Origin of the sequence: Nonomuraea sp. NPDC049309, assembly GCF_043196965.1 — a bacterium.
Lineage (GTDB): Bacteria > Actinomycetota > Actinomycetes > Streptosporangiales > Streptosporangiaceae > Nonomuraea > Nonomuraea fastidiosa.
This window is the reverse complement of record NZ_JBICSH010000001.1, coordinates 2,605,045-2,620,879: the sequence shown is the minus strand read 5'-3', so window position 1 is coordinate 2,620,879 and position 15,835 is coordinate 2,605,045. Positions and strand designations below refer to the sequence as shown.

Below are 15,835 nucleotides of genomic sequence, written 5' to 3'. Positions count from 1 at the left end.
TTTTGCGCCCCAACGTGATCGTCTTCTTCACCGACCAGCAGCGGTGGGACACCGTCGGCCCGCTCACCCCCAACCTCGAACGCATGGCCGGGCACGGCACGCAGGCCACGGTCGCCATCACGCCGCAGCCCGTGTGCGCGCCGGCCCGCTCGGCGCTCCAGACGGGCCGCTATCCGACCGCGACCGGCGTGCACCGCAACGGCCGCGTCCTGCCGCCCGAGGAGCGCACGCTCGCCCACCACTTCGGCGCGGCCGGCTACGCCACCGGCTACATCGGCAAGTGGCACCTGGCAGGGGAGGAGCCGGTGCCCGAGCACCGGCGCGGCGGCTACCGGAGCTGGCTGGCCGCCAACGCGCTGGAGCACACCTCCGACGCCTACCGCACGATCGTCTTCGACGAGGCCAACGAGCCCGTCATGCTGCCCGGCTACCGCTCCGACGCCCTGGTGGACGCCGCCGTGCGGTTCGTCGCCGACCACGCGGACGAGCCGTTCTTCCTGTTCCTGTCGTTCCTGGAGCCGCACCACCAGAACGAGCTGGACAACTACCCCGCGCCCGACGGCTACGAGGAGCGCTACCAGGGCACCTGGATGCCGCCCGACCTCGCCACGCTCGGCGGCACCGCGCACCGCCACATGGGCGGCTATCTCGGCCAGGTCAAGCGCCTCGACGAGGGGCTGGGCCGGCTGCTCGACGCGCTGCGCAGCATGGACCTGCTCGACGACACGATCGTGGCCTACACCTCCGACCACGGAAACCACTTCAAGACCCGCAACGGCGAGTACAAACGCTCCTGCCACGACGCCTCGCTGCGGGTGCCGCTGGCGCTGCGCGGGCCCGGCTTCGACGGCGGCGGCGCGATCTCCCGCCCCGTCAGCACCATCGACCTGCCGCCGACGCTGCTGGACGCGGCCGGGCTGCCGGTGCCGGAGGAGATGCAGGGGCGCTCGTTCCTGCCGCTGCTGCGCGACCCCGGCGCCGACTGGCCGGAGGAGGTGTTCTTCCAGGTGAGCGAGTCGGAGGTGGGGCGCGGCATCCGCACCTCCCGGTGGAAGTACTACGCCGTGGCCGAGGACGCCGACCCCTGGAACGACCCGGCCGCCGCCCGCTACCGCGAGCAGGCGCTGTACGACGTGGTCAACGACCCGTACGAGCTGGTCAACCTGGCCGGGCACGCCTCGCACGAGCGGATCGCCGCGGAGCTGCGGGAACGGCTGGTACGGCGGATCGTCGCGGCGGGCGAAGCCGAGCCGGTCATCGAGCCCGCCGAGCCCGTCCCGAGCCGCAGCCAGGCCATGCCCGACCCGGCGGCCCGGACGAACGGCGTGAAACCGGTCCGCTTCGGCCACCAGCCCCGCCCCTGAGCCCGGCGCTCCGGCCTGTCCGAAGGTCCCGGCCTGAGCCCGCGGTCCCGAAGGGTCTCCGGCAGGCGTGCGCCTCTCCACCCCCCTCCTGTGCAGGGTGGAGAGGCGCACGCGGGGATCAGCTCGCCGCGTCGGCGGGCTTGTGCGTGTGCTTCTCAGCGCTGCGCGCCGCGCTCGCCGGCGCGGGCCGCGTGGCGCCCATGTCGCCGATGTCGAACGCGTACGTGCCGGTCAGCGTCGCGATCGCGTCGGCGTTCACGTCGAGGGCGAAGTCGTTGATGTTCTCGATCGTGTCGCAGGCGCCGTGGTAGCAGGGGTCGAGCGGGAGGCCCGCCGTGCCGCCGAAGATCGCCGCCTCCTCCTCGGTCTTGCGCTCCTCGGCCCCGGTGAACAGGCCGCCCGCCGGGATCCCGGCCTCGATGAACGGCTCCGGTCCCGGCGGCAGCGTCAGGTCCACGGCCTGCACGGTGCCGCTGACCGACCCGGCGGGCGAGTCGCCCATCGCCACGTAGTCGCTGAAGAACCCGTACGTGTACGTCTTCGGCGTGCCGCTGGTCCGCTGCAGTACGGGCGGGGTGATGTAGCCGTCGAAGACGAACTCGAAGGGCTGGATCGTCACCTGGTAGCCGGCCTTGCGCAGCTTGCCGGCCACGTAGTCGCGGGAGGCGTCGAACCCGCTCGTGCCGGAGACGCGGGTGCCGTTGTGGGCGTCGGCGATGGCCTGGAACGCCTTGAGGTGCTTCTTGACGTTCTTGCCGGACACGTCCTTGACGAGCTTGGCGACCTCTTTCTCGACCGGGTCCTTCGGGCCGGGCCCGCCTGGCTTACCGGGCCCGCCTGGCGTTCCTGGCTTGCCCGGCTTGCCGGGCCCGCCTGGCGTTCCGGGCTTGCCGGGCCCGCCTGGCGTTCCGGGCTTGCCGGGCCCGCCCGGCGTTCCGGGCTTGTCGTGTCCGCCGGGCCCGCTGGTGTATGCGGCGGCGGTGCCGGTGAAGGCGAGAGGGGACAGGGCCACGGCCACGGCGGTGATGGCGCCGAGCATGCCTTGACGTAAGCGGGAAGCCATGCTGCTCCTCGAACGTGGAGGGTGAACCGGGTCATTGTTCGCACGTGCCCCGAAACGTATTCATCGGGCGGGTGATAGGGAAGATTTGTCCGCGTATCCGTTGCATCACGGACTTGGAACGTCACTCTGGGAACGAGGAACCGTCATGTCCATATCCCTCCCGTCCACAGGGACCGTCACCATCGGTGGCAAGACCGTGTACCGCCTCGGCTTCGGCGCCATGAGCCTGACCGGGCCCGGCGTCTGGGGGCCGCCCGCCGATCGGGACGCGGCCGTCAAGCTTGTGCGGCGCGTTGTCGAGCTCGGGGTGAACCTCATCGACACGGCCGACTCCTACGGCCCGTACGTCAGCGAGGAGATCATCCGTGAGGCGCTGCACCCGTACCCGGAGGACCTGCTGATCGCCACCAAGGCCGGATTCGTGCGCACCGGGCCCGGCCAGTGGCACGCCGTCGGCCGCCCCGAGTACCTGCGGCAGGAGGTCGAGATGAGCCTGCGCAGGCTCGGCCAGGACCGGCTCGACCTGCTGCAGCTGCACCGCATCGACCCGAAGGTGCCGCTTGAGGACCAGATCGGCGAGCTGAAGGCGCTGCAGGACGAGGGCAAGATCGCCGCCATCGGCCTGTCGGAGGTGACCGTCGACGAGCTGGAGCAGGCGCGGCGGATCGCCGACATCGTCTCCGTACAGAACCGCTACAACCTCACCAACCGCTTCTCCGAAGGCGTGCTCGACCACTGCACCGAGCAGGGCATCGTGTTCATCCCCTACAGCCCCATCGCCAAGGGCGCGCTGGCCGCGCCCGGCGGTCCCGTCGACAACGTCGCCAAGCTGCTCGGCGCGACGCCCGCGCAGGTCAGCCTGGCCTGGCTGCTGGCCCGCTCGCCGGTGGTCGCGCCGATCCCCGGCACGTCGTCGATCGCCCACCTGGAGGAGAACCTGGGCGCCTCCACCGTGACGCTCACCGCCGAGCAGTTCGCCGAGCTGAGCTGAGCCCGGAACGCCTCGCGCTCCGGAGACGCTGAGTCCGGGACGCGCTGCGCTCCGGAGACGCTGAGCCCGGGAGACGCTGCGCCCGGGACGCGCTGTGCCCCGGAGACGCTGTGCCCCGGAGACGCTGTGCCCGGGACGCGCCGTGCTCCGGACGCGGGAAGGCCGGCCCTCCGCCGTGCGTGGAGGACCGGCCTTCTGCGCGTACGGGTCAGCTCAGGCCGTTCTTCATGGCCGTGAGCAGCTCCGCGTTCGTCGTGTCACCGCTGAGCTCCCAGAAGAACGCGCCGCCGAGGCCCTGATCCTTCGAGTAGCTCATCTTGCCGCCGATCGTGGCCGGCGTGTCGTAGCTCCACCACTGGCCGCCGCAGTAGGCGTAGGCCGTGCCGCCGACCGTGCCCGTGGCCGGGCAGCGCGTCTTGAGCAGCTTGTAGTCCTCGATGCCCTGCTCGTACGTGCCGGGCGCGGGACCGGTCGCGGTGCCGCCGGGTTCCTGCTGCGTCACCCCGGCCCAGCCGCGGCCGTAGAAGCCGATGCCGAGCAGCAGCTTGCTCGCCGGGACGCCCTTGCTCTTCAGCTTCTGGATGGCCGCGTCCGCGTAGAAGCCCGGCGTCGGGATGCCGGAGTAGGAGGTGAGCGGGGAGTGCGGGGCCGTCGGGCCCTGCGGCGAGAAGGCGCCGAAGTAGTCGTAGGTCATGACGTTGTACCAGTCGACGTACTGCGCGGCGCCGGCGTAGTCGGCCGCGTCGATCTTGCCGCCGTCCGTGCCGTCGGCGGTGATCGCCGCGGTCACCAGGTAGTCGGGGCCGAAGCGGTCGCGCAGCGCCTGCATGATGTTCCTGAACGCGTCGGGGCCGCTGGAGTCGCAGGTCTCGCCGCAGGCGTTCGGGTACTCCCAGTCGATGTCGATGCCGTCGAAGACGTCGGCCCAGCGCGGGTCCTCAACCAGGCGGTAGCAGGACTCGGCGAACGCGGCCGGGTTCTGCGCGGCCTGGCCGAAGCCGCCCGACCAGCTCCAGCCGCCGAAGGAGTACAGCACCTTGAGGTGCGGGTACTTCTGCTTCAGCTTGCGGAGCTGGTTGAAGCTGCCGCGCAGCGCGCCCGTGTCCCAGGTGTCGGCGACGCCGTCCACGCTCTCGCTCGCCTGGTAGAAGCGGTCGTAGTCGGCGTAGCTGTCGCCGATCGCGCACTGGCCGTTCGTCACGTTGCCGAACGCGTAGTTGATGTGCGTCAGCTTGGCCGCCGAGCCGCTCGTGTCGATGTTCTTGACGTGGTAGTTGCGCTGGTAGACGCCCCAGTCCACGAAGTAGCCGAGGACCTTCGTGCCACTGTCGCCGCCGTCGCCCGGGTCGCCGCCGTCGCCCGGGTCGCCGCCGTCGCCCGGGTCGCCGCCGTCGCCCGGGTCGCCGCCGTCGCCCGGGTCGCCGCCGTCACCGGGGTCGCCGCCGTCACCGGGGTCGCCGCCGTCACCGGGGTCGCCCGGGTCGCCGCCGTCGCCGGGGTCACCGGGGTCACCGCCGTCGTCGCCCGAGACCTGCTTCCACAGGGCGGGCACGTTCGGCGGTTCCCAGCCGGGCAGCGCGGTGTGGCTCTGGATGCACTCGTACTCGATGCCGTTGTACGTGACGCGCGCACCGGCCGTGTACGAGGTCCCGGCCGCCCACTCGGCCGCCTGCGCGGCGGAGAGCGGTGCGGCCTGCGCGGCGGAGAGTGCGGCCGCCGGCGTGGGGGACTGGGAGGTGGAGGCGAGGGCCGGGCCCGGCGCGGCGACGGCCGCCGTGAGCGGCAGCGCCAGAGCGGCCAGCCCGGCGAGGGCCTTGCTCAAGGTGGGGTTCTTCATGATGCTCCGACATCCGGTCGAGGGGTGTACGGGGGGATGGGATGTCCGGGATCAACTATTAGGAAACTTTCCTGTCAGTTGTGTGCCGACAGTAACCCCGCCATGTCGAGCCGGTCAAGACCTGTGAGTCAGAAACGCCCGCGGATCCGGGCCATGAAGCCCACCGACCACGCCAGGCCGCGAGGCAGCGCCGACCGCGCCACGCCAGGGGCGCGCCGGGCTGTGCTCCACCGACCACGCCAGGCCGGGAGGGAGCGCCGACCGCGCCACGCCAGGGGCGCGCCGGGCTGCGCTGGGGGCCGTGGGGTGACGCCGGGGTGGTCAGGCGCGTCGGGAGGTGTGCTGTGGTGTGTTGGCGCGCCTGGGCAGTGCCGGGCGCGCCTGGGTGCGCGATTGTGTCGGGGCGTTGGGCGGGCCGGCGTGGGGGCCGTTCAGATCGTGAAGTCGCGGAGCAGGCCCGAGTAGCGCTTGGGGCGGGGGCGGGCGTACTCGCCGCGCGTGCTCGTCCGCAGGCCGAGCGCCACCAGCGACTCGGCGAAGCGGGTCGCCGCCGCCACCCCGTCGATCACCGGCACGCCCGTCGCCCGCGACACCTCGGCGCAGAAGTCCGCCATGCCCGCGCAGCCCAGGACGATCGCGTCGCTGCCGTCCCGCTCGGCCACCTGCGCGCACAGCTCGGTCACCGCCGCGCGGGCGGGCGGCTTCTCCAGGTCGAGCACGGGGATCTCGCAGGCGTGCACGCCCCGGCAGGCGGCGGCGAAGCCGTACCGGTGCGCGAGGTCCCACGCCCTGCCGGTGGTCCTGGCCAGCGTGGTGACCACGCTGAACGTCCTGCCGACCATCGTGGCGGCGTGCATCGCGGCCTCGGCGATGCCCAGCACCGGGCCCGCCGCGAGCTCGCGCGCCGCGTCCAGGCCGGGGTCGCCGAAGCAGGCGATCACGTACGCGTCCACGCTCTCGCGCTCGCCCTTCGCGATCTCCGCCAGCACCCCCGGCACCGCCAGCGCCTCGTCGTAGTGGCTCTCGATCGATTCCGGCCCCATGGCCGGGCTCACCGCCGTCACCTCGGTGGACGGCGAGGCCACCGCCCTGGCGCAGCGGCCGATGGACTCGGTCATGGCCAGGGCGGTGTTCGGGTTGATCACGCGGATACGGGTCATGCGGGAATGATCCTCGGTGCGCGCCGCTCCAGCAGCATCATCGCCACGAACCCGAGCCCGCAGCCGATGAACCAGCTGAAGTCGGCGAGCCAGGTCAGCTCGACCGCCGTGACCCACTTCGGCACCAGCACCGCGGCGATGGCCGGCACCCCGGCCGCCACCGTGGCCCACACGGCGTTGGGGTTGTAGCCCTTGGTGAACCAGTAGCGCCCGCCCGGGTCCATCGTGAACATCTCGTCCACCGAGACCCGCTGCCGCGCGCACACGTAGTAGCCCGCGATCAGGATGCCGAACAGCGGCCCGATCAGCGCGCCGAGCAGGCCGAGCGTGTAGTGGATCGCGTCGGGGTTGCCGTACCAGTTCCACGGGGTGAGCAGCACCGAGCCGACCGCCGCGATCATCCCGCCGGTGCGCCAGCTGATGCGCTGCGGGCTGACGTTGGAAAAGTCGAACGCCGGTGAGATGAAGTTCGCCACGATGTTGATGCCCACGGTCGCGATCACGAACGTCAGGCCGCCGAGCAGGATCGCGAACGGCGTGTCGATGCGCTGCACGGTGTGGATCGGGTCGGTGATCAGCTCGCCGAACACCGGCACCGTGGCCGAGGCCGTGATGACCGTCAGCAGCGAGAAGAACAGGAAGTTGACCGGCAGGCCGAGGAGGTTGCCGCGCTTGACCGCCTCGAACGAGCGGCCGTAGCGGGAGAAGTCGCCGAAGTTCAGCATCGGCCCGGAGAAGTACGACACCACCAGCGCGATCGCGCTCAGCATGACCGGGATCGACTCGGCGAAGCCGAGGCTCTCGCCCTGCGACAGGTCGAGGCTGATGTTCTCCCATCCGGCCCGGCTCACCAGGTAGATGGCCAGCACCAGCATGACCACGTACACGGCGGGCCCGGCCCAGTCCACGAAGCGGCGGATCGCGTCCATGCCGCGCCAGAACACCGCCGCCTGCGCTACCCACAGGATCGCGTAGCAGATGTAGCCGAGCGCGGACAGGCCGAGGAACGTCGGCTCGTTGAGCGCGGCCGTGGCCGGCCAGAACTTCAGGAAGATGATGATGAGCGACTGCGAGGCGAGGTAGGTCTGCACGCCGTACCACGCGATGGCGATGGAGCCGCGCACGATGGCCGGGATGTTCGCGCCGAGCACGCCGAACACCACCCGGTTGATCACCGGGTACGGCACGCCGGTGACCTGGCTCGGCCTGGCCACCAGGTTGCAGAAGACGTTGACGATGACGATGCCGGCGAGCAGCGCGAAGAGCACCTGCCAGCTCGCCAGGCCCAGCGCGAACAGGCTGCCCGCGGTGACGTAGCCGCCGACGCTGTGCACGTCGGACATCCAGAAGGCGAAGATGTTGTACGACGACCAGGTCTGCTTGGGCAGTGGAGCGAGGTCGGCGTTGGTGAGCCGGGGGTCGTGGGGCGGGGCTTGGGCGACGGTGGGCTGTGTCATGTGCGGCATCCTTGGGGGGAGGGTCGCCGGACGGTGTTAAGCCATCACTTAACACTTGAGGGCGTGCGGCCCGATTGCGCAAGTGTTAAAGACGTGTGACGGAGGCCATGGAGGGCCTGGAGGCGATCAGCGGCGAGCGGCTCGGCAAGCGGCTGCGGGAGCTGCGCACGGAGTCCGGCAAGTCACTGCGGGCGGTGGCAAGGGAGCTCGGCATCTCGCCCAGCGCGGTGTCCCAGATCGAGCGCGGCACGATGCGGCCCTCGGTGAGCAGGCTCATCGCGTACGTGTCGGCCATCGGAGCGCCGCTCGCGGCGGTCTTCGACGGATACGAGCCGGGACCGCCCGGCGGTGACGCCGGGGGCGAGGTTCTGGTGGCGCGGGCGGGCGAGACGGCGCCCATCAGGCTCGGCGGGGGAGTGACGTTCCGCAGGCTCTCGCCCGGCCCGACCCCCGACGTCGAGTTCTTCGAGTCCACCTATCCGCCGCACGCGGTCTCCACCGCGCACGGCCGCTTCCTGCGCCACGAGGGCTACGAGGTCGGCACGGTGACGGCGGGGGAGCTGACGATCGAGTTCGAGTCGGAGACCGTCACGCTGGCCGAGGGCGACTCGATCACGTTCCCGTGCAGCCGCCCCCACATCATCGGCAACCGCTCGGGCACCGTCACCGCCGTCGCCACCTGGCTGATCGTGCATGGCCGCTGACCTGCTCCTCCACCGGTTCCTTCACGGGCGCGATGTCGCAGGCGTGAGCCACGGCGCCGCTGGGCAGGCTGTCGGATGGCAGCGAACGCGTCGTCCCTGAAGGAGACCGGCATGGCGGTACTACTGCTGGGCACGCTCGACACCAAAGGCGCCGAGTACGCCTACGTCCGCGACCTGATCGCGGCGGCGGGACAGGAGGTCGTCCTCGTCGACACGGGCGTCATGGCCGGTGCGAGGACGCCGGCGCCCGACATCCCGGCCGAGGAGGTGGCACAGGCGGGCGGGGAGAGCCTGGAACGCCTGCGCAGTGCGGGCGACCGGGGCGCGGCCCTGCGCGTCATGGCCGCCGGTGCCGCGCGCATCGTCCGCGACCTCCACGAGCAAGGACGGCTGAGCGGCGTGCTCGCGCTGGGCGGCAGCGGCGGCTCCTCGATCGCGGCCGCCGCCATGGCGGCGCTGCCCGTCGGCCTGCCCAAGCTGCTCGTCTCGACCATGGCCTCCGGCGACGTGTCGGCGTACGTGGGGCAGAGCGACGTGACGCTCATGTACAGCGTCGTCGACGTGGCCGGGGTCAACTCGATCTCCCGGCAGATCCTCGGCAACGCCGCCGCCGCGATCGCGGGGATGGCCGCCGCGTACGACGCCCGTAGCCGTACCGGGCCGACCGGCGACGACCGGCCGCTGGTGGCGGCCACGATGTTCGGCGTCACCACGCCCGCCGTGGACGCCGCCCGCGCGCGCCTTGAGGAGCTGGGCTACGAGGTGATCGTCTTCCACGCCACCGGCTCGGGCGGCCGGGCCATGGAGGCGCTGATCGCGAGCGGCTATTTCGCCGGGGTGCTCGACCTCACCACCACCGAGCTGGCCGACGACCTCGTGGGCGGCGTGCTGTCGGCGGGGCCGGACCGGCTCACCGCGGCGGGGGCCGCCGGGGTGCCGCAGGTGGTCAGCCTGGGCGCGCTCGACATGGTCAACTTCGGGCCGATGGACACCGTGCCCGACCGGTTCCGCGACCGCAACCTGCTCGTGCACAACCCGACGGTGACGCTCATGCGGACGACGCCCGAGGAGATGGCCGAGCTGGGCCGGCGCATCGGCGCGAAGCTGGCCGCCGCCACCGGGCCCACCGCGCTGTTCGTGCCGCGCGGCGGCGTCTCCGCCGTGGACGTGCCCGGCGGCCCGTTCCACGACCCGGCCGCCGACGCCGCCTGTTTCGACGCCGTGCTGGCGGCCGTGGCGGGCAGCGACGTGCAGGTGGTGGAGAGCGCCGACGACATCAACAACCCCGCGTTCGCGGTCGCCGCCGCGGAGCGGCTGCACGAGCTCATCCAGAAGGGGACGTCATGAGGGAGGACACGCCATGAACCGTGAAGAGGCGCTCGGCAGGCTGCGCGCCGAGCGGAACGCGGGCCGGCTGATCATCGGAGCCGGCGCGGGCACCGGCCTGTCGGCCAAGTCCGCCGAGGCCGGCGGCGTCGATCTCATCATCATCTACAACTCGGGCCGGTTCCGGATGGCCGGGCGCGGCTCGCTGGCCGGGCTGCTGCCGTACGGTGACGCCAACGCGATCGTGGTCGAGATGGCCGGCGAGGTGCTGCCGGTCGTCAAGGACACGCCCGTGCTCGCCGGGGTCTGCGGCACCGACCCGTTCCGGCTCATGCCGCAGTTCCTCGACCAGCTCGCGGCGATGGGCTTCACCGGCGTCCAGAACTTCCCCACGGTCGGCCTCATCGACGGTGTCTTCCGTACGAACCTGGAGGAGACCGGCATGGGGTTCGACCTGGAGATCGAGATGATCCGGCTGGCCGCCGAGCGCGGCATGCTCACCGCGCCCTACGTCTTCACGCCCGAGCAGGCCACCGCCATGGCCGAGGCCGGCGCCGACATCCTCGTGCCGCACATGGGGCTGACCACCAAGGGCAGCATCGGCGCCAAGACCGCGCTCACCCTGGAGGAGTCGGCCGTCCGCGTGCAGGAGATGCACGACGCCGCCGTGGCCGTCAACCCCGACATCATCGTCCTGTGCCACGGCGGGCCCATCGCCGAGCCGGACGACGTCCGCTTCATCCAGGAGCACACCAAGGGCATCGCGGGCTTCTTCGGCGCCTCCTCGATGGAGCGCCTGCCCGCCGAGCGCGCCATCGCCGACCAGCTCCGGGCCTTCAAGGCCCTGTGACGATCGAAGGGGACCGTCCATGCACCGCAGGCCCGACGACGTACCGACCATGATCTTCGACTGGGGCTCGATCAAGTGGCACGTCACCCCGGCCTCCGTGCCGGGCGCGTCGTCCACCTTCGGCGAGGTCATCATCAACCCCGGCCAGGGTCACGAGCGCCACCAGCACCCCGCCTCCGACGAGGTGCTCTACATCATCGAGGGGGAGGGGCGGCAGACGGTCGGCGACGAGCCCGAGTTCGAGGTGAGGGCGGGTGACGCCGTCTACATCCCCATGGGGACGCCGCACTCGACGTTCAACACCGGGTGGCGTCCCCTGCGGATCATCGCGACGTACACGCCGGGCGGCGCGGAGGAGGCGCTGCGGGAGCTGCCCGGCTTCGCCGAGCTGCCGCCGGGCGAGCACCCGAGCTGGGCCGTCAAGCTCGGCTGACCCCCTCGTCCTTCGGCTCGACCGGCGGCGTGCCGTGCGTGTGGAACGACTCGATCGTCTTCAGGCCCCACGCCTGGCCCTTGGCGCGCTCGGCCTCCGTCCAGGTGATCGTGCGCCAGTCGGGGGCCAGGATGAGCCTGGTCAGCGGGTTGCACAGCTCGATGCGGTTGCCGCCGGGCTCGTAGACGTACAGGAAGAACGTCTGCTGGATGGCGTGCTTGTGCGGGCCCGTCTCGATGAAGACGCCGTTCTCCAGGCAGATGTCGGCGGCGCGCAGGATGTCCTCGCGGGTGTTCGTGGCGAACGCCAGGTGGTGCAGCCGCCCTGACGTGCCCGTCCAGTCGTCGGTGTAGACGATGTCGTACGACTTGTTCGCGAAATGCAGCCACTGGGCGGAGATGCGGCCGCTGTCCAGCCTGATCTGCTCGGTCACCCGGGCGCCGAGCGCGTCGCGGATGAACGCGCCGTTCGCCTCCGCCTCGGCGGCCAGGAAGTTGACGTGGTCGAGGCGGCGGATGCCGACGCCGTGCGAGGGGTAGGCCTGCGGCTGGTTCTTCAGCGCGGGCCGCAGCTCCTCCGGCGGCTCGTACCACTCGGTCTCCCAGTACAGGCGCAGCTCGTGGCCGTCGGGGTCGCGGAAGGCGTACGTCGGGCCGCGCCCCGGCTCGCCGTCGCGCCAGCCGATGCCGAGCCCCGCGTCCTTGATCGCGCGTACCCGGCGGTCGAGCGCCTCCTGGCTGCTCGCCCGCAGGGCCGTCGCCCGGATGCCGGAGGTGCGGTGAGCGGTCAGCGTGAGGCTGTGGTGCTCGTAGTCGTCATAGGTGCGCAGGTAGACCGAGTCGCCGTCCGCGCCCGCCTGCGTCATGCCGAGAACGTCGGTGAAGAACCACAGGCTCCGCTCCGGCTCCGGGGTGAGCAGTTCGACGTGGCCGAGGTGGGCGACGTCGTGCAGCAGGGCGTTCATGGCAGATCATGCTCCGTCGGCTCGGGGGTCGGGGGGACGGTCCCACGCGCGCTGACAGCCGTGCGGCCGGCCCTTCGCAGGCGCCGCGCGCTCGCCGAAGCCGAGACCGACCGCCGTGGCGCGCTCGCCGCGGCCGGTGGCGTGCACGATCGCCCCGGCCGCCCGCCGGACGAGGCCGCCCGCGTGGGCGCTGATCACCGGGAGGGCGCGGGGTGGCGCCTCAGCCGTGGTCACGCGCCGACGCTAAGAGCCTGATGATCGATTGTCAACACTTTCCGCGATCAGTCTTGTCTCACCGGCCCTGCCCGGCGGCTGCGGCGCTGATGTACGACGATGTCGTCGACGAAATCGCGCGTCCTGCGGCCGGAGGGCCCTCCCACGCGAGGCCGGCGATCAGTCGGGGACGGCTTCGAGGGCTCTCGCGACGCTGCGGAGGTGCTGCTGCATGGCGGTCTGGGCCGCTTCCGGGTCGCGGGCGACGATGGCGGCGACGATCAGCTCGTGCTGCGGCAACGACACGGCGGCCCGCCCCGGCTGACGGGCGAGGCGGAACCTGTGGCGGACCACCTGCGCGCCCAGCCGTTCGATGATGGCGGCCGACGTACGGTGGTCGGCGATCTCGCGCACCTTGGCGTGCAGGGCCGCGTTGAGCTCGGAGTAGCGGTCGAGGTCGTCGGCGTCGACGGCGGTGCGCATGCCGGCCACCAGCCGCCGCAGCTCACCGGCCTGCTCAGGCGTCACCCGCTCGGCCGCCTTGGCCGCCGACAGGCCTTCGAGCACCATCCGGACCTCGGTGATCTCGACGGCCTCGGCCTTCGAGATGGCGCGCACCCTGGCACCCTTGTTGCGCAGGATCTCGACGAGCCCTTCGCCGGCGAGTTCCTTGAACGTCTCGCGCACGGCGGCGCGCGGTGCGCTGAACTGCTCGCAGATGTCGGCTTCGACCAGCCGCTGGTTGGGCACGAAGTCGCCGCGGAGGATGGCGGCCCTGAGCCGGTCGGTCAGCGTCTCCCCGCGCGGGGACCCTGCGGTCACGCGATCCTCCCGGCGCTGATCGGGTCGGTGTTTTGTTCGACAATATTATGAACAATCTCCGGCCGCCCAGAGACGTCGGCGCCTGGGACTCCGACCCCAGCGACTCCGCGCCCAAGACGTCGTCCCTAGGGACGGCGAGCCCAGGGACTTCCGCGTCCCTCCGCCCCGCTTCCTGTCGCGCCGCCCCGCTGCTCCGTGTTCCGCGTCCCGCGACGACGCGAGCCGTGGCGCTCCAATGACGGCCGAAATGAGCACGCACGCCGCCACCATCGGCCGATCCGCTGCCAGGAGCGCCGCGTGGGCGGCGGCGCTGACGTCGTTCCTGCGTGCAGCAGCGCTTCACCTCGCGAAGAGTGCCCAGTAGGGCCTCACTTCCCGAAGAGCGCGCAGTAGCGCGTCACCTCCCGGGAAAACGCGCAGTAGCACCTCACCTTGCGAAGAGCGCGCAGCAGCGCGTCACTTCCCGAGCAGGAGCGGGTCACCTCCCGAAGAAGCGGCCAACGCGCGTGTGGGAGCCTGCCTCACCTACCCCGAGAGCCTCTTCGCCCACCCCCAGAAGCCCTCCTGCCGGTGCGCGGAGGCGGCCCACCTGCGGGCTTGATCGGTTCGCTCAGTTCTGTCGGTCGGCTTCGGTAGGTTCCACGATCAATTGATCAGCCGGCCGTACGGATCCGGGCATGTCCGCCTGCGCTCGTGAATCCGGCCGGGGTTAGGGGGTTCTGACATCGTGGACGCGGACGCAACCGCGTGGGAGCAGCGGAGCGCGGTGCGGGTGGTGCCGCCCGTGCAGCCGCGCAAGCCGGCGAAGGTGCCCTTCGTCGAGCTGGCCGACGGCCGGCTGCAGGGCGTCGTGTCGAGCGGGTCCGACATCGAGCGGGTCTACGTCTCGTCGATCACCGCCGGTTCCCTCGCGCTGAGCTGCAGCACCAACAACAACCGCCCCTGCGGCGGCCTCTACAGCCAGGCGTGCAAGCACATCAAGGCGCTGGCGGACGAGGCGGTCGTCCAGTACGGGCTCGACCGGGTGGCCCGCTACCTGCGCATCGAGGTGCCGCCGGGCGATTCGTTGATCGCCCACGTCAACGGGCCGGTCGAGCGTACCCCTGCGGCCGTGGTGTTCAGCAGGTTCCTGCGCCATCTCGCCTACCTCGAGGTGCCCGACAGCGCCGATCCGCTGGCGGAGCTGCACTGGTTCCCCGCGACGGGGGCGGTGCGGTGATGCTCGACGTACAGCTCGGAGAGCTGGTGAGCGCCGCCCCCGCGGGGGTGGACGAGGCGCTCGCCCTGGTGGCGGGGTTCGACGAGGCGCTCACGTACGGGTTGGCACGGCTCGGCGAGGACCGCGCGCAGGCGCTGAACGCCCTGGCGGGTGCGCTGGCGGGCACTCCCATCGGCGAGCGGTCGGCGGAGGCCGTGGCGAAGGTGGCGGCGGGCCCGGTGTCCGACGAACATCTGGCGGCGCTGGCCGGCGGCAGGGCGGCGCTGTTCGGCGCGGTGCACGACGCGCTGCTCGACCGGCTCGACGCGGCGCTCGGCCGCACCCGCGCAGGGCTCGAGCGGGCGGGGGCAGATCAGGGCGCCGGGGGCGCGGTCCGTGCCGGGCTCGAGCGGGCGGAGGTCGGTCAGGACGCCGGGCTGCTCGCCGGATGCCGGGCGTGGCTGCGCGAGCTGGCCATCACCGGCTGGCGCGGGGTCGATCACGACCTGGTCTCCTCCGCCGACCAGACGATCGAGGCGCTGCTCGCCGAGCCTGCGCTGCGCGGCCTCGCGGTGCTGCTCGACGGCCTGGCCGCGGAGCTGCGCGCCTCCTCGCCGGTCGCCACGATGGACCGCGTCCCCGCGCGCCGCTGGGCCGACCTGTGGACGCGGGCGATGCTCCTGGCGCAGCGCGGCCCGTGGCGGGAGGCGGCCGAGGAGGTGTCGGGCCGGCTGCTGATCCTGGGCGCCGACGTGCACGAGCACGCCACCGCCGTACGCGTCCAGGTGCACGCCGTCCTGGAGCCCTCCGGAGGCGGGCAGGCGCGGCTGGTGCGCACGAGCGTGGCCGCCGCGAAGGTCGACACCATCGTCGGCCCCACCGTGTGGCGGCTGTTCGGCGGGCACCCGACGCTGCTCGCGGCGCTGGCCGAGCACCGCAGCCTGGAGATCACCGGCATGCCGCTGCTGCCGGGCGGCGACCTCATCTGGCACGACGACAAGGCCCGCGCGGGCGACGAGGCCGACCCGCTCGCGGTGGCCAGGCTCCAGCTCCCGGTGGCGATGGCGGCCGCGGTGACGCCGCTCGACCGTCATCCCGTACGCATCGCAGAGCCCGTCTTCGTCGAGGGCTACAAGAGCGACGGCGGCTCGCTCACGCTGGGCGAGCACGTGATCGCGTTCGACCTCGACCGGCTGCCCTCCTGCGGCCCGCTCACCCCCGCGCTGCTCAAGGCGTCCACGGCCTGCGTCGGGCTGCTGCGCTGGGACGCCGGGCGATGGACGCTCCAGCCACTGGGCGTGCAGGCCACGGTGAAGAAGCAGCCGGTCGCCGCGCACATCGGCGACTGGGCGCAGGGCCCCACCGACCCCAAGGTGGTCAAGGCCCAGGCGAAGTCCGGTGACGTGGTCGCGGTGCTGCGCGAACGAGCGGGACGGCTGCTGCGCAAATGAGC

At 72.0% G+C, this 15,835-nt stretch carries 15 protein-coding genes; 8 read left to right on the top strand and 7 right to left on the bottom strand.

Features of this window, described 5'->3' with window-relative positions; all coding sequences use genetic code 11:
• The first annotated feature begins 2 nt into the window (after positions 1-2).
• The gene (locus ACGFIM_RS11640; RefSeq protein WP_393198437.1) at positions 3-1,364 is read left to right on the top strand and encodes a sulfatase-like hydrolase/transferase; all 1,362 of its coding nucleotides are present in this window, start codon (positions 3-5) and stop codon (positions 1,362-1,364) included.
• 118 nt (positions 1,365-1,482) lie between these two features.
• Here ACGFIM_RS11640 and ACGFIM_RS11635 read toward each other — a convergent pair whose 3' ends face one another.
• Positions 1,483-2,427, bottom strand: a complete 945-nt coding sequence (locus tag ACGFIM_RS11635; RefSeq protein WP_393198434.1) for a hypothetical protein — start codon at positions 2,425-2,427, stop codon at positions 1,483-1,485.
• A gap of 145 nt (positions 2,428-2,572) precedes the next feature.
• Between ACGFIM_RS11635 and ACGFIM_RS11630 the strand changes: the two genes are divergently transcribed.
• Entirely contained in the window at positions 2,573-3,418 is an 846-nt protein-coding gene (locus tag ACGFIM_RS11630; protein ID WP_393198431.1) for an aldo/keto reductase, read from the top strand.
• A gap of 208 nt (positions 3,419-3,626) precedes the next feature.
• Here ACGFIM_RS11630 and ACGFIM_RS11625 read toward each other — a convergent pair whose 3' ends face one another.
• The 3 genes from ACGFIM_RS11625 to ACGFIM_RS11615 all read right to left on the bottom strand — a co-directional run bounded on the left by ACGFIM_RS11625 (position 3,627) and on the right by ACGFIM_RS11615 (position 7,872).
• Positions 3,627-5,255 (bottom strand): glycosyl hydrolase family 18 protein, encoded by a 1,629-nt coding sequence (locus ACGFIM_RS11625; protein WP_393198429.1) that lies wholly within the window; start codon positions 5,253-5,255, stop codon positions 3,627-3,629.
• A 431-nt stretch (positions 5,256-5,686) separates the two neighbouring features.
• Positions 5,687-6,415 carry an aspartate/glutamate racemase family protein gene (locus ACGFIM_RS11620; RefSeq protein WP_393198426.1) on the bottom strand — a complete coding sequence of 243 codons (729 nt, stop codon included), beginning with the start codon at positions 6,413-6,415 and terminating at the stop codon, positions 5,687-5,689.
• Positions 6,412-7,872, bottom strand: coding sequence for an NCS1 family nucleobase:cation symporter-1 (locus ACGFIM_RS11615; RefSeq protein ID WP_393198423.1), 1,461 nt, complete (start codon positions 7,870-7,872; stop codon positions 6,412-6,414). The genes ACGFIM_RS11620 and ACGFIM_RS11615 overlap by 4 nt, the downstream gene beginning before the upstream one ends.
• 95 nt (positions 7,873-7,967) lie before the next feature.
• Between ACGFIM_RS11615 and ACGFIM_RS11610 the strand changes: the two genes are divergently transcribed.
• The 4 genes from ACGFIM_RS11610 to ACGFIM_RS11595 all read left to right on the top strand — a co-directional run bounded on the left by ACGFIM_RS11610 (position 7,968) and on the right by ACGFIM_RS11595 (position 11,185).
• Positions 7,968-8,576, top strand: coding sequence for a helix-turn-helix domain-containing protein (locus ACGFIM_RS11610; RefSeq protein WP_393198420.1), 609 nt, complete (start codon positions 7,968-7,970; stop codon positions 8,574-8,576).
• Positions 8,577-8,687: 111 nt separating this feature from the next.
• Positions 8,688-9,923 carry a Tm-1-like ATP-binding domain-containing protein gene (locus ACGFIM_RS11605; protein WP_393198417.1) on the top strand — a complete coding sequence of 412 codons (1,236 nt, stop codon included), beginning with the start codon at positions 8,688-8,690 and terminating at the stop codon, positions 9,921-9,923.
• Positions 9,924-9,936: 13 nt separating this feature from the next.
• Positions 9,937-10,752, top strand: coding sequence for a phosphoenolpyruvate hydrolase family protein (locus ACGFIM_RS11600; RefSeq protein ID WP_393198414.1), 816 nt, complete (start codon positions 9,937-9,939; stop codon positions 10,750-10,752).
• A 19-nt stretch (positions 10,753-10,771) separates the two neighbouring features.
• The gene (locus ACGFIM_RS11595) at positions 10,772-11,185 is read left to right on the top strand and encodes a cupin domain-containing protein (RefSeq protein WP_393198411.1); all 414 of its coding nucleotides are present in this window, start codon (positions 10,772-10,774) and stop codon (positions 11,183-11,185) included.
• Here the strand turns inward: ACGFIM_RS11595 and ACGFIM_RS11590 are convergent.
• From ACGFIM_RS11590 to ACGFIM_RS11580, 3 genes are all read right to left on the bottom strand, one after another.
• On the bottom strand, positions 11,172-12,149 hold the full coding sequence (locus ACGFIM_RS11590; RefSeq protein ID WP_393198408.1) for a catechol 2,3-dioxygenase: 978 nt from the start codon (positions 12,147-12,149) through the stop codon (positions 11,172-11,174). The genes ACGFIM_RS11595 and ACGFIM_RS11590 overlap by 14 nt on opposite strands.
• Before the next feature lie 6 nt (positions 12,150-12,155).
• The gene (locus ACGFIM_RS11585; RefSeq protein WP_393198405.1) at positions 12,156-12,383 is read right to left on the bottom strand and encodes a hypothetical protein; all 228 of its coding nucleotides are present in this window, start codon (positions 12,381-12,383) and stop codon (positions 12,156-12,158) included.
• Between the two features lie 159 nt (positions 12,384-12,542).
• Entirely contained in the window at positions 12,543-13,184 is a 642-nt protein-coding gene (locus ACGFIM_RS11580) for a GntR family transcriptional regulator (RefSeq protein WP_393198402.1), read from the bottom strand.
• A gap of 727 nt (positions 13,185-13,911) precedes the next feature.
• On the opposite strand from ACGFIM_RS11580, the gene ACGFIM_RS11575 reads away from it, so the two are divergent.
• Together ACGFIM_RS11575 and ACGFIM_RS11570 are read left to right on the top strand one after the other, a co-directional pair.
• Positions 13,912-14,403 carry a hypothetical protein gene (locus ACGFIM_RS11575; RefSeq protein WP_393198399.1) on the top strand — a complete coding sequence of 164 codons (492 nt, stop codon included), beginning with the start codon at positions 13,912-13,914 and terminating at the stop codon, positions 14,401-14,403.
• Positions 14,403-15,833, top strand: a complete 1,431-nt coding sequence (locus ACGFIM_RS11570; protein ID WP_393198396.1) for a hypothetical protein — start codon at positions 14,403-14,405, stop codon at positions 15,831-15,833. Before ACGFIM_RS11575 ends, ACGFIM_RS11570 begins: the two co-directional genes overlap by 1 nt.
• Positions 15,834-15,835: the final 2 nt, after the last annotated feature.

Excerpts from the sequence above, each read along its gene's own strand:
- ACGFIM_RS11635 (WP_393198434.1), bottom strand. The coding sequence starts at position 2,427 with ATGGCTTCCCGCTTACGTCAAGGCATGCTCGGCGCCATCACCGCCGTG.
- ACGFIM_RS11630 (WP_393198431.1), top strand. The coding sequence starts at position 2,573 with ATGTCCATATCCCTCCCGTCCACAGGGACCGTCACCATCGGTGGCAAG.
- ACGFIM_RS11625 (WP_393198429.1), bottom strand. The coding sequence starts at position 5,255 with ATGAAGAACCCCACCTTGAGCAAGGCCCTCGCCGGGCTGGCCGCTCTG.
- ACGFIM_RS11620 (WP_393198426.1), bottom strand. The coding sequence starts at position 6,415 with ATGACCCGTATCCGCGTGATCAACCCGAACACCGCCCTGGCCATGACC.
- ACGFIM_RS11615 (WP_393198423.1), bottom strand. The coding sequence starts at position 7,872 with ATGACACAGCCCACCGTCGCCCAAGCCCCGCCCCACGACCCCCGGCTC.
- ACGFIM_RS11605 (WP_393198417.1), top strand. The coding sequence starts at position 8,688 with ATGGCGGTACTACTGCTGGGCACGCTCGACACCAAAGGCGCCGAGTAC.
- ACGFIM_RS11600 (WP_393198414.1), top strand. The coding sequence starts at position 9,937 with ATGAACCGTGAAGAGGCGCTCGGCAGGCTGCGCGCCGAGCGGAACGCG.
- ACGFIM_RS11595 (WP_393198411.1), top strand. The coding sequence starts at position 10,772 with ATGCACCGCAGGCCCGACGACGTACCGACCATGATCTTCGACTGGGGC.
- ACGFIM_RS11590 (WP_393198408.1), bottom strand. The coding sequence starts at position 12,149 with ATGAACGCCCTGCTGCACGACGTCGCCCACCTCGGCCACGTCGAACTG.
- ACGFIM_RS11570 (WP_393198396.1), top strand. The coding sequence starts at position 14,403 with ATGCTCGACGTACAGCTCGGAGAGCTGGTGAGCGCCGCCCCCGCGGGG.